The 12,519-nt window shown below is 69.1% G+C and carries 11 protein-coding genes; 7 read left to right on the forward strand and 4 right to left on the reverse strand.

Features of this window, described 5'->3' with window-relative positions; all coding sequences use genetic code 11:
* The gene (dnaA, locus tag KYK13_RS00005) at positions 1-1,356 is read left to right on the forward strand and encodes a chromosomal replication initiator protein DnaA (protein ID WP_223640601.1); all 1,356 of its coding nucleotides are present in this window, start codon (positions 1-3) and stop codon (positions 1,354-1,356) included.
* A gap of 5 nt (positions 1,357-1,361) precedes the next feature.
* Here the strand turns inward: dnaA and KYK13_RS00010 are convergent, their stop codons facing one another.
* The gene (locus tag KYK13_RS00010) at positions 1,362-1,802 is read right to left on the reverse strand and encodes a CBS domain-containing protein (RefSeq protein WP_223640603.1); all 441 of its coding nucleotides are present in this window, start codon (positions 1,800-1,802) and stop codon (positions 1,362-1,364) included.
* Between the two features lie 185 nt (positions 1,803-1,987).
* On the opposite strand from KYK13_RS00010, the gene KYK13_RS00015 reads away from it, so the two are divergent.
* Positions 1,988-2,128 carry a hypothetical protein gene (locus tag KYK13_RS00015; RefSeq protein ID WP_223640605.1) on the forward strand — a complete coding sequence of 47 codons (141 nt, stop codon included), beginning with the start codon at positions 1,988-1,990 and terminating at the stop codon, positions 2,126-2,128.
* Positions 2,129-2,137: 9 nt separating this feature from the next.
* Here the strand turns inward: KYK13_RS00015 and KYK13_RS00020 are convergent, their stop codons facing one another.
* On the reverse strand, positions 2,138-2,959 hold the full coding sequence (locus KYK13_RS00020) for a hypothetical protein (RefSeq protein ID WP_223640608.1): 822 nt from the start codon (positions 2,957-2,959) through the stop codon (positions 2,138-2,140).
* A gap of 132 nt (positions 2,960-3,091) precedes the next feature.
* On the opposite strand from KYK13_RS00020, the gene KYK13_RS00025 reads away from it, so the two are divergent.
* Positions 3,092-4,498 (forward strand): pitrilysin family protein, encoded by a 1,407-nt coding sequence (locus tag KYK13_RS00025; RefSeq protein WP_223646951.1) that lies wholly within the window; start codon positions 3,092-3,094, stop codon positions 4,496-4,498.
* A gap of 3 nt (positions 4,499-4,501) precedes the next feature.
* Entirely contained in the window at positions 4,502-6,013 is a 1,512-nt protein-coding gene (locus tag KYK13_RS00030) for a pitrilysin family protein (RefSeq protein ID WP_223640611.1), read from the forward strand.
* A gap of 66 nt (positions 6,014-6,079) precedes the next feature.
* Here the strand turns inward: KYK13_RS00030 and KYK13_RS00035 are convergent, their stop codons facing one another.
* The gene (locus KYK13_RS00035) at positions 6,080-6,361 is read right to left on the reverse strand and encodes a hypothetical protein (RefSeq protein ID WP_223640613.1); all 282 of its coding nucleotides are present in this window, start codon (positions 6,359-6,361) and stop codon (positions 6,080-6,082) included.
* A 458-nt stretch (positions 6,362-6,819) separates the two neighbouring features.
* Between KYK13_RS00035 and thrA the strand changes: the two genes are divergently transcribed.
* Genes thrA through KYK13_RS00050 form a run of 3 tightly spaced genes read left to right on the forward strand, consistent with a single transcriptional unit; the run spans position 6,820 to position 10,700 of the window.
* Positions 6,820-9,276 (forward strand): bifunctional aspartate kinase/homoserine dehydrogenase I, encoded by a 2,457-nt coding sequence (thrA, locus tag KYK13_RS00040; RefSeq protein ID WP_223640616.1) that lies wholly within the window; start codon positions 6,820-6,822, stop codon positions 9,274-9,276.
* Between the two features lie 24 nt (positions 9,277-9,300).
* On the forward strand, positions 9,301-9,951 hold the full coding sequence (locus KYK13_RS00045) for a TIGR02269 family lipoprotein (RefSeq protein ID WP_223640619.1): 651 nt from the start codon (positions 9,301-9,303) through the stop codon (positions 9,949-9,951).
* A gap of 23 nt (positions 9,952-9,974) precedes the next feature.
* Positions 9,975-10,700 (forward strand): double-CXXCG motif protein, encoded by a 726-nt coding sequence (locus tag KYK13_RS00050; RefSeq protein WP_223640622.1) that lies wholly within the window; start codon positions 9,975-9,977, stop codon positions 10,698-10,700.
* A 7-nt stretch (positions 10,701-10,707) separates the two neighbouring features.
* Here KYK13_RS00050 and KYK13_RS00055 read toward each other — a convergent pair whose 3' ends face one another.
* Positions 10,708-12,501, reverse strand: a complete 1,794-nt coding sequence (locus KYK13_RS00055) for an alkaline phosphatase D family protein (RefSeq protein ID WP_223640625.1) — start codon at positions 12,499-12,501, stop codon at positions 10,708-10,710.
* Positions 12,502-12,519 lie beyond the last annotated feature (18 nt).

Genomic DNA, 12,519 nt, shown 5'->3' on the forward strand with positions numbered 1-12,519 from the left:
GTGAACGCCCTCGCCCAAGCCCCTTCGCCTTCGCTGCCCAGTGCCGGCGTCATCTGGACCCGCACGCTGGAAGCCATCCGTCAGGAGGGCCTGCACTACGCCCTCACCTGGCTGGAGCGGATGCGCCCCATGGAGGTGCGCGAGAACGCCCTGGTCCTGGGCGTGCCGGACCGCTTCTTCCGCGACTGGGTGGATGACCACTACCGCTCCATGCTGGAGAGCCACCTCTCCCGCCTGGAGCCGTCGCTCGGCCGCGTCGCCTATGAAGTCGTCGTCGGCCCTCCGCCCACCGCGGACCTGCCGCCCACGCCCACCATCAAGGTGAACTCGACGCGGCCCGCGCGCCTCAACCCGCGCTTCACCTTCGACACCTACGTCGTCGCGGACAGCAACCAGCTGCCCGCCGCCGCCGCGCAGGCCGTGGCCCACCGGCCGGGCCACAACTACAACCCGCTCTACATCTACGGCGGCACCGGCCTGGGCAAGACGCACCTGCTCCAGGCCGTGGGCAATCACATCTGGGAGAAGGACCCCACCCAGCGCATCGTCTATCTCTCCAGCGAGCAGTTCACCAACGAGTACGTGGAGAGCGTGCGCGAGCACCGCATGACGGACTTCCGCCGGAAGTTCCGCGAGGAGTGCGACGTGCTCCTCATCGACGACATCCAGTTCCTCGGCAAGCGCGAGGAGACGCAGAAGGAGTTCTTCTACACCTTCGAGACGCTCTTCGGCCTCAACAAGGCCATCGTGCTCACCAGCGACATGGTGCCCGCGGAGGTCCCCGGCATGGAGGACCGCCTGCGCAGCCGCTTCGCCATGGGCCTGATGGCCGACATCCGCGAGCCCACCTACGAGACGCGCGTCGCCATCCTCCAGAAGAAGGCCGAACAGGAGGGCCTCAACCTGCCGGACCCGGTGGCGCACTTCATCGCGAAGCATGTTCAGAAGAACGTGCGCGAGCTGGAAGGCGCGCTCGTGAAGCTGTCCGCGATGCACAGCCTCACGAAGCAGCCGGTGACGGAGGAGTTCGCGTCCCAGGTGCTGCGCGACATCCTGCCCGCGCAGCGCACCGTGGACGTGGAGGCCATCCAGCGCGAGGTGGCCCGCTTCTACAAGGTCACCGTGGAGGCGCTGAAGGAGGACCGCCGTCACAAGGCGCTCGCGCACGCGCGTCAGGTGGCCATGTACCTGAGCCGCAAGCTGACCAAGAGCTCCTTCCCGGAGATCGCCTCGCGCTTCAACAAGGACCACTCCACCGTCATCTCCGCCGTGCGCAAGGTGGAGGGCCTGCGGGAGACGGACGCGGCCGTGCACCGCGACCTGTCCGAACTGGAAGCGAAGCTCGGCGGCATGTAGCCGCTTCAGTGCGCGGCCGGCTGTGACGGCGCGGACACCTCCTCCAGCGTCCTGCCGCTCTCCTGGTCGCTGAGCTCCGCCGCGACATCTCCCAGCGAGAGGATGCCCACCAGCTTCTTGGCCCGGTTCAGCACCGCGATGCGGCGGATCTGCGAGGCCCTCATCTTCTCGGCCGCCTGGGTGAGGTCGTCGTCGTCGTAGACGAACTCGACACCCCGGGTCATCGCCTGGGCTACCTGGGTGCGCTCGGCGTCCAGCCCCTGCGCGATGGCTCGAACCACGATGTCCCGGTCCGTGACGATGCCGACCAGCTGGTCGCCTTCACACACGGGGATGGGCCCCACGTTCAGCGCGCGCATCTTCTCCGCGGCGACCTTCAGGGAATCCGACGGGCGGATGACCTCCACATCCGGGGTCATCACGTCACCCACTCGTTGCGTTGCCATGGCGTCTCTCCTGATGCGGGTTCCTCCCTCAGCGTGAGCACCCGTCTGTCCGCTGGCATGACCCGTCATCGGCGTGTCTGTCCATTTCCCCGGGGCTCGAGCATGCTGCGGCCTCGTGGGCCCTCCGGGGCTCGCGCATCGGGACGCCCGGCCGGAGGCGTTCCGCCTCACGCGGTGCTTCCGACATGCCCTCCACTCACGGGTTGCGAGCTTCCGGCCTTGCTGTCGCCGCGCTGTGTCCGTCCTCGGATGAGCGCCGCGACCCCTTCGGGTGGGCGCGCGACGCCATCCGCACCCGGCTCAAGCTGGAGACCCGCTTCTACTGACCGCCGCGGTCAGAAGTGGAGCCGCTCCGCCAGCCAGGGCAGCAGGAAGAAACCCCACAGCAGCGGGCTGGCGAGCCCCAGGACCAGGCCCGTGATGGCCTGGTCCTTCCGGCCAATGGGTGGCGTGGCCTTCGAATCCACGCGCGTCAGCGCCACCACGCCGCAAATCACCGCGACGGGCGCGAGCAGGGGCATGAGCAGCGCGCTGAAACCGAACCGCGCCGCCTGACGCGCCATCGGATTGTTGAAGCGCTCGTTCCACAGCAGCTTCAACATCCCGGGCGGCACCGGCAGCCGGAAGAAGAGCTGATTGCGCACGTCGCGGTGGATGCGCAGCCCGGTGACGAACGCGGGGATGGCACACGCGAAGAAGAGGAAGCGCCCGGTCGGTACCAGGGCATCCGCCGCCACCGCCATCACCAGCGGCGTGAACAGCAGGGCATGCCGCGCCCAGCGCCGGCCCAGGAAGAAGGCCACGCCCACCGGCACGGGCAGGAGCAGCAGGAGCGTGAACAGCGACTCCCTCGTCGCGCGCAGTCCCCACTGCGCGAGGGCGGCGGCCGTGGCCACGCAGAGCAGCAGCGTCACGCCTCCCACCACCCACGCCCATTCATCGCGCTTGCCCTGGTAGCGCTGACGCAGCGCCTCCAGGTAGTTCACGTCCGGGCGCTCCGCGCAGGCCTTGCAGTACAGGCGTGCGCCCAGGCCCGACACGGACGTGGCGCAGTCCGCGCAGATGAAGCTCCCGCAGCGGGTACACGTGCCGCCCGCGGGCAGGTCCGGGTGGACGGCGCAGCGTCCCAGCGGGGGTAGGGGCACCTCCAGGCTCATGGCCGCAGTGTCGCACGGCGAGCAACACCCGGCACCCCGGAGCCCACCCGGTCGCCTTCGGGCTTACAGGCCCCGAGGCGCGTGCTAAGCGCGCGGGTCGACGTCCTGAACCGTGGAGGAACCTTGTCCCGATTGAAGGCCCTCGCCGCCGCGGCCCTGTTCATGGGGCTTCCGGCGCTCGCGCAGACCCCCGAGGCGAAGCCGCTGGAGCCCGGCCGCGAAAACCTGGCCATCCCGTATGAGAAATACACGCTGCCCAACGGACTGGAGGTCATCCTCTCCGTGGACCACAAGCTCCCGGTGGTGGCCGTCAACGTCTGGTACCACGTGGGCGCCTTCGACGAGCAGCCGGGCCGCACCGGCTTCGCGCACCTCTTCGAGCACATGATGTTCCAGGGCTCCAAGCACGTGCCGGACGACGTGCACATCGGCCTGCTGGAGCAGGCGGGCGCCACGGACTTGAACGGCACCACCAGCTTCGACCGCACCAACTACTACGAGACCGTGCCCAGCAACCTGCTGGAGACGGCGCTGTGGTTGGAGAGCGACCGCATGGGCTTCCTGCTGGACGCGCTCACGCAGAAGAAGCTCGATACGCAGAAGGAGGTCGTGAAGAACGAGCGCCGCCAGAGCGTGGAGACGGCTCCCTACGGCGAGGCGCAGGAGAAGGCGTGGCAGGCGCTGTTCCCGCCTCCGCACCCGTACTCCGGCAACGTGATTGGCTCCATGAAGGACCTGGACGCCGCCACGGTGGATGACGTGAAGGCCTTCTTCCGCAAGTGGTATGCGCCCTCCAACGCGACGCTGGCCATCGTGGGCGACTTCGACCCCGAGAAGACCAAGGCCCTGGTGGAGAAGTACTTCGGCACGCTGCCCTCGCACCCCAAGCCCCAGCCTCCGGACGTGAAGCCGGTGAAGGTCACACGCGAGACGACCATCCGCCACGACGAGAAGGTGGCCACGCTGCCCCTGCTCACCATGTCCTGGCTCACCGCTCCGTACCTGAAGCCCGGGGACGCGACGGCGGACGTGCTCGCCACCGCGCTGGGCACCGGCCGCGCGAGCCGCCTGTACCGCCGGCTGGTGCTGGACAAGCAGCTGGCGCAGAGCGTGGACGCCGTGCAGCAGAGCCAGGGCGCGCAGTCCGTCTTCTCCATCGAAGCGGTGGCCCGGCCCGGCGTCACCACGGACATGCTGAAGAAGGAGATCGACGAGGTGCTGGACGAGGTCCGCAAGAACGGCGTCACGCAGGAGGAGATCGTCCGCGCGCGCACCCGCTATGACACGCGCCAGCTGGCGGGCCTCCAGGCCGTGGGCGGCTCCGGCAGCAAGTCCGACACGCTCCAGACGTACAACCAGTTCGTGGGCGAGCCCAGCTACGTCGCGCAGGACCTGGCGCGCTACCAGGAAGTGACCCCCGAGGCGGTGAAGCAGTTCGCCAACGACGTGCTGCGCCCCGACGCGCGCGTCGTCCTCCACGCGGTGCCGTCCGCCAACAAGGCCGCGCCGTCTTCCGCTCCGGGCAAGGAGACCCGTTAAGCCATGCACCGCCGAATCCTGACTGCCCTCCTCACGCTGTCCGTCGCCGGTTGCGCCACCACCAGGCCCGCGGAGACGAAGCCCGCGGAGCCGGCGCCCGCCGCGCAGCCGCAAACCCAGACACCCGCTCCGGACGCGGAGGCGTTCCGCGACCAGCCGCCCAAGCCCGGCAACCCACCGGACCTGGTGCTGCCCACGTTCGAGCAGGCGAAGCTGGACAACGGCCTCACCGTCATCGTCAGCACGCGCAAGGAATTGCCGCTGGTGTTCGTGGGCATCGCCTTCGCCGCGGGCGTGTCGCAGGAGCCCCCCGCGAAGCTGGGCATCGCGGACCTGTCCTACCGCATGCTGCTGGAGGGCGCGGGCAAGCGCGACACGGTGGCGCTGGACAACGCGTTCGCGGACCTGGGCGTGTCGCCCGCGATGTCGGTGGACCCCGACGGCGCCTTCGTGGGCGCGCGCGTGCTCACGACCAACGTGGACGCGGCGATGAGCCTGCTGTCGGACGTCGTCCTGCGGCCCACCTTCGACCCCAAGGCCTTCGAGCGGCGCAAGAAGCAGCAGCTGGGTGAGCTGGTGCGCCGCATGGGCGACCCGAACTTCCTGGCGCAGCAGGCCTACTACGAGGCCGTGTTCGGCGCGGATCACCCGTACGGCCACACGTCCGGCGGCACGCCGAAGACGGTGGAGTCGCTCACGCTGGCGGACGCGAAGAACTTCTACACGAAGAACACGGGCCCTCGCGCCGCGGCGCTCATCATGACGGGCGACGTGACGCTCCAGCAGGCGGTGGCGTGGGGCAAGAAGTACTTCGGCGGATGGAAGGGCGGGGCGGTGGCGCCCAAGCCGCCACCCGCGCCGGCCGCGCCTCCGCGTCAGCAGGTGCGCGTGGTGCCCAAGCCGGGCCTGGAGCAGACGGTGGTGCTGGTGGGCCGTCCCGGCCTCGCCTCGGGCCACCCGGACGAGTACCCGCTGGAGCTGGCCACCACGGTGTTCGGCGGCTTCTTCGGCAGCCGGCTCAACATGAACATCCGCGAGGACAAGGGCTACAGCTACGGCGCCAACGCGCACCTGGGTACGCGCCTGGGCGTGGGTCCGCTCACCGCGTACGCGGCCGTGCGGCGCGACGTGACGGGGCCGGCGCTCAGCGAGTTCATCAAGGAGCTGGCCGGCATCAAGTCCAACCCCATCACGGAGAAGGAGCTGGCCGCCGCGCGCGAGGGCCTCATCCGCGCGTTCCCGGGCGCCTTCGAGACGGTGGAGGGCCTGGGTGGCAGCGCCGCGCAGCTCTACTTCCACCGCCGCCCCATGGACGAGTTCAAGCGCACCGTGGAGGGGCTGCAGAACGCCAGCGCCGCGGAGGTGCAGCGCGTGGCCGAGTTCTACCTGGACCCCGCCAACATGCAGGTGGTGCTCGTGGGCGACCCGCTGGTCATCCAGGAGCAGGTGACGCCGCTGAACCTGGGCAAGCTCACGCTGGTGGAGCCGCCGGCGTCGGAGCCTGCTTCCAGGTAGCGGAGCGCTTCCCTTCGAGGCGGTGAAGCCGGGGTCCCGACGTGGGTGTCGGGGCCCCGGTTTTTTTCATTCCCGGGTGGGCTCGTTCTCTTCCTGGCGGGCCTCGGCCTTGCGGCGGCCGCGCTCCTCGCGCTCCTCGTCGTCGATGTCGTCGATGACGCTCTGCGGGTTGTTGCGGGGGCCTCCAACGGGGCCGTCGCTGTCGAAGGCGAACTTCTCCTCCTCGGAGGAGTGCTTGGCGTCGTCCGCGTACAGGGGCTTGGTGTCGTCCGCCTCCAGCCCCCTCTCCACGCGGTCCTTGGCGAAGCCGGGCTTGTGGGCGGTGTCGCTCTTCTTGTGGGTGGCCATGGTTGCTCCTGAAGGGGGTGGGACAGCTCACACCCGTTCAATCTCCGCAGCCCGGGGTGCATGCACCACGGTGGAGACCACGGAGCGGGGGGCTGGTCGCCTGCCTCCTGACCTGGGCGCGCGGAAGCGGCTAGGATGGGGACTCCATGGCCGGACGCAGCGGGGACAGCCAGCGGCACGAGGGGACGACGTCCTCCGCGGGCGCGCGCGTGCGGACCGTCCTGACCGAGACTCACACTCGCACCGGCCTGACTCCTCGCGGAGCGCGGACCGCCTGACTTCCGAAGTGGACCTGCCACCCGGTCCCCCTTCTGAACCCGGCCCCGCGCTCCTCCCGAGCGCGGGGCTTTTTCGTCTCCCCACCGCAGTCAGCCGCCACCACCGAGGACCCGCATGACGCCGCTTCCGATGTGCCGCCCCAGCCACCGAGTCCCGCCGTTCCGGAAGGAGGCCGTGTCATGCGCGTGATGAAATTCGGTGGCACCAGTGTCGGTGATGCGGAGCGGATGCGCGGCGTGGTGGCGCTGGTGGAGGAGGCGCGCAAGACCGAGCGGGTGATGGTGGTGGCGTCCGCCGTGTCGGGCATCACCAACCTGCTGGTGGAGGCCGCGAAGGTGGCCCAGGAGGGCGAGTCCGTACAGGAGGCCTGCGCCCGGTTCGATGACACGCACTCCGCCATCGCGAAGGTGCTGAGCGCGGACCTGAAGCCCGCGCAGACGCGGCCGCTCGCGGAGGGGCTGGTGGCCCTGGGGGTCGAGCTGCGTGGGTTGTTGCAGGGCGTGGGGCTCTTGCGCGAGTGCTCGCCGTCGGTGCTGGCGCACCTGTCGGGGCTGGGGGAGCGGGCGTCGTGCCTGCTGCTCGCGGCGCTGCTGGAGGCGCGGGGCCTGGCGCCCGTGAGCGTGGACCCGAGGCGGGTGCTGGTGTGTTCGGGGGATCCGCTGCAGGCGACGCCCCGGGTGGAGGAGATCCGCGCGCGGTTCGCGGCGCTGCGGGAGGACGGGCCGGGGCTGATGTTGATGCCGGGCTTCTTCGGTGGGGACGCGCGCGGCAAGACGATGTCGCTGGGGCGGGGTGGGTCGGACTACTCGGCGGCGCTGGTGGCGGCGGCGCTGGACGCGCGGCTGTTGGAGATCTGGACGGACGTGGACGGCATCTTCAGCGCGGATCCGCGGCTGGTGCCGGAGGCGTTCGCGCTGGAGGAGGTGAGCTTCGAGGAGGCGATGGAGCTGGCCTACTTCGGCGCGAAGGTGCTGCATCCGAAGTCGATTGCCCCCGCGCGCGAGCGGGGCATCCCGGTGCGGGTGTGCAACAGCTTCCGGCCGGAGCATCCGGGCACGCGGGTGACGGCCACGGCGGCGGCGTCCCGGCACCCGGTGCGGGGGTTGTCATTCCTGCCGGACATCGCGCTCATCAACATCGCGGGCGCGGGATTGAAGGGCGTGCCGGGCACGGCGGCGCGCGTCTTCGAGGCGATGGCGCGGGCCTCCATCTCCGTGGTGCTGATCACGCAGGGCTCCAGCGAGGCCTCCATCAGCTTCTGCGTGGGAGAGGCGGACGCCACGCGGGCGGTGCAGGCATTGGAAGAGGCGTTCGAGGTGGAGCGCGAGGCGGCGAAGGTGGACCCCATCGAGCACCAGCCGGGGCTCGCGGTGTTGAGCATCGTGGGTGATGGGATGCGGCACCGGGTGGGCGTGGCGGGGACGTTCTTCAGCGCGCTGGCGGACGTGGATTGCAGCATCGCGGCCATCGCGCAGGGGTCGAGCGAGCGGAGCATCTCCGCGGTGATTTCACGCGAGGACGGGCCGCGCGCGATGGCGCACGTGCACCGCAAGGCCTTTGGCACCACGGAGGTGGTGGAGTTGCTGGTGGCGGGCGTGGGCACGGTGGGCGGGGAGCTCTTGCGGCAGATCCACCAGCAGGCGCCGAAGCTGCGGGCGCACGGGTTGGATTTGCGCGTGTGTGCCATTGCCAATAGCAGACACAGCCTGGTGGCGCCGGAGGGCGTGGCGCTGGACGGATGGAAGGCGAAGCTGGAGGCGAGCGAGTCCGGCTTCACGCTGGACACGTTCCGGGCGTGGGCGAAGGCGCGGCGGCCGGGCCGCCCCATCTTCGTGGACTGCACGAGCAGCGAGGACGTGGCGTTGGGCTATCCCGCGTTGATGTCAGCCGGGCTGCACGTGGTGACGGCGAACAAGAAGGCCAACGCGGGCCGGCAGGAGCACTGGAGGACGCTGCGGGAGACGGCGGCGCGGCACCAGCGCAGGTTCCTCTACGAGACGAACGTGGGGGCGGGGCTGCCGGTCATCGACACGTTGAAGAACCTGCTGCGCACGGGCGACACGGTGCACCGGGTGGAGGGCATCCTGTCGGGTTCGCTGTCGTTCATCCTGGGGCTGACGGAGGCCGGTGTGCCGCTGTCGAAGGCGGTGGGGACGGCGATGGAGAAGGGCTTCACGGAGCCGGATCCACGCGACGACCTGGAGGGCACGGACGTGGCGCGCAAGGTGCTCATCCTCGCGCGTGAACTGGGGCGTTCGTTGGAGTTGGAGGAGGTGGCACTGGCATCGCTGCTGCCGGAGGAGTTCGACGCGAAGGGGCCGCTGCCGGAGTTCCTGGAGCGGTTGCCGCAGGCGGATGAGATCTTCCAGAAGCGGGTGGACGGATACCGGAAGGAAGGCAAGGTGCTGCGCTACGTGGGCAGCGTGGGACCGGAGGGCGTGCGCGTGGGCCTGGTGCCGGTGCCACTGGAGCATCCGTTGGCGGCGGTGAAGGGCGGAGAGAACGCGCTCAGCTTCCTGTCGGAGCGGTACAGCCCCACGCCGCTGGTGATTCGGGGGTATGGCGCGGGCGCGGCGGTGACTGCGGCGGGCGTGCTGGCGGATGTGTTGCGATTGGTGGAGGGGCCGTTGCCCTGAGCGTCGATGTTAGGCTTTTCCGCCATGAGGAAGAGCCTGACGTTCTGTGTGCTGTTGCTGTGGATGGCGGCGTGCGCTTCCAGCACGCCGCTCCAGCAGCGGTGGGATGACGCCGAAGCGGAGTGTGGTGACGCGAGCGCGGATGCATGTGTGACCCTGGTCTGTGGGGACACGGCGTGCGGCTTCTTCCGATGCGAGGACGTGCCTGGGGAGGTGGTGCTGGCGCGCGGACTGCCACCCCGGCCGCCTCCTGTGGCGGTGGCTCCCGCGCCGGGAAGTGGGCCTCGGCGCAACTGGGGCGGCAGCATGGGGCTGCCGGGTGATGCGGAACCGGTGATGGTGTTCCCCTGGTACGGGACACCCAAGCCCGTGCCTCCTCAGCGGCAGTTACCGGCGGGGAAGTTCGAGAAGCACCACATCTTCCCGCAGGCCCCGGACCTGGCCCAGTGGTTCAAGGAGCGAGGCGTCGACATCCACCAGTACACGATCCCCATCCCCGTCCACGTCCACCGGCGCATCCACAGCAATGGGCCCAGCGGGGGCATGTGGAATGAAGCCTGGCGAGACTTCAAGGAACAGAATCGAGGCGCTTCGCCGCAAGATATCTTCCGGCACGCCGGAGAACTCATTTATCGCTTCCAGCTTCTGGGCGGACCCATCCAGCAGTACCACTGAGCTTCGATCGAACCCACCAGCACATGTCCCTCTTCTACTGGATGCGCAACGACAAGGTGGCAACAGCGCGCTATAGCGCGGACTTCGACGCAGCACATAAGTGGGGACTGCCGGGTCTCAAGAACTGCCCGCAGTGTGGCGCAACTTGGTCTGAGGCAGGACACGAGTATCCGGCCGTGGATCTTTCGCTCATCCCCGAGCATCCGGAGTTTGAAGAGCCTCGACCTGAACCCCTTCACGAGTTCATGCGCCTTCAGGCCCTGGTACGTCCATTGGTCCCTCCACATGTCGAGCTCCCTCCCGGGACGAACTTCGGCCCCCTCGTAGGCCAAGCCTCCGGTCAGTTCGGTCCTTTCACGTGGCTGGGAAACTCGCTGATGCTCATCCGCCGCGACGCACTCGACGGACTCCTGGCTGCGGGCATCCGTGGGCTGATGGGCTGCAAGACGGAGCTTCGATTCCGCCAGAAGACGCCGCCGGACATCCTCGAGCTCCAGATCGAACCGCGCGGCCTGCTGCACCGCGACTGCCTTCCTCCCGACCTGGAGCCGCCCTGTCCCACCTGCGGGCGGCAGGCCTTCCGCCGTCCGGACGATCCCATCCTCGACGGTGCTTCATTGCCCACGGACAGGGACCTGTTCCGCGTGGGCAACTTCAGCACCATGATCATCGGCACGGACCGCTTCAAGGACGCGGTGGAGCAGGGTGGTTGGACCGGCATCTCCTTCCGCGAGCTCCCGGTCCGCTGAAACCCTCTCAGCTCGCAGCGGGGAAGGGCGGTGGCTCGACCACCACTTCCATGGGCAGGTTCTCCTTCTCCGCGATCCACTTCACCCACAGCTTCGGACGCGCGGTCGTGTCGTGGGACTTTGGCCGCTCCAATCGGATGGACAGCCAGTTGCGGTCTCGCAGGTAGAGCTCCTTGCCCACGGGCAACAGCTCCGTCTGCAGGAACCCCGGCAGGTCCTCCCTCGAATCCTCCGACAACGCCAGCATCCCCTTGAACGCGAGCCACCCCGGCGGGGGATGCACGATGGGGGACGACGTCGCCTGCTCGATGAACACCTCTCCCACCGTGCCCAGCGCGGGCACCAGGTGGTCCGGATTGCGGGAACGCACTCGCGCCCTCGCTCCCACGTGCACGTCCCCGGACAACACCGTCACCGCGCAGTAGGACTTCTTCGCCAGCGAGAACAGGTTCATCAACATCCGCGTGCGCTCGCCCCGGTGCACCGACGACTCCCACTGGTCCAACAGGTCGTCGCGCAGGCCCATGCTCCCGCCGCTCATCCGCTCCATCGCCGGACCGAAGCGCAGGTGCACCAGCGGGATGGATGACACCACCAGCACGTGCCGGGCCTTCTTGCCGCTCTCCGGCCGCTGACGGTGCTCCTCGCGCCACGCGTCGAACGCGTCCCACTGCGACCGGCTCATCACCGTGAACTCGGTCTGCGGATGCGCTTCGTCCGTCTCCAGCACCCGGCTGGACCGGCCGCTGCGCAAATCCAGCAACACCACGTCCAGGTCGCAGTCCGCCGTGGAGAAACAGGACGTCTGGAAATAGTGCTGCACGGGCTCCACCACGCCCCGGTCGTCCGGCTCGCGCGCCCGCGTCGGCTGCTCCAGCCAGCCCCTTTGGAAGGCTTCGAACGCGCGCGCCGCCGCGCTGTAGAGGGCCCGGTACCAGGGCGCCTGCTGGAGCTCCTCGTGCGAACCCCACCCGTCGAAGATGTCGTGGTCGTCCCACATGAACAGGCCCGGCACCCGCCGCAGCACCGGCGCGATGCCCTGGCTGCCACCCCATCGCTCCCGGTAGAGCCAGACGTATTCCGTGAACAACTTATCCCCAAGCCCCTCCGGCACCGGCAGCTTCAACCGCTCCGAACGCGGCAGCTTCATGAACGCGTTCAACACATCCACCGTGGTGTGCAACGAGTCCGCGTAGAGCTGATCCCCACCACCAATGAGCAGTTGGAAGCCCGGCGTCTTCGCCGGATCCGTCGGGTCCTTCTGGTGCTGCTGCAGCATCCGCTCCCACAGCGCGAAGGGCTGCGCCAGGTCGCTCCAATCACTCGCACGGCTGGCGCCGTTGCAGGAGAAGAACGCGATGTTCGGCGACACGCCCCGCGCGGGGATGACCACGTCGGACACCACCAGCGGCTCCGGCGGGATGACCTTCGAGGACCATGGCCGGGCATCGCGCGGCGACGGACGCTCGAAGGTCACCGGCACGCCGGGCGTGTCTGGCGATTCAAACTGGTAGGACAGCCGCTGCGCCACGTCCGTGCGCGGCAGGACGACCTCCCACCGCCACACCACGCCCCGGGTGTCCTGGGGCAGGGCGGTGAGGTCCGCGGCGGGCTTCACGTCGTCGAAGGCCGCGACCTGCTCACCCTTCGCGTCCCGGAAACACAGCCTCAACGCCGGAGCCTCCTTCGCCGACGTGCTGTCCAGGAACACGTTGACGAAGAAGCTCCACACGTCATGGGACTTCGGATCCGGCGTGGCCTGCGCCCTGGCGTACAGAATGGGCCCCAGCAAGAGCTTCATGGGCAAAGCCTTGCATGG

Source organism: Corallococcus sp. EGB (assembly GCF_019968905.1).
Classification (GTDB): domain Bacteria; phylum Myxococcota; class Myxococcia; order Myxococcales; family Myxococcaceae; genus Corallococcus.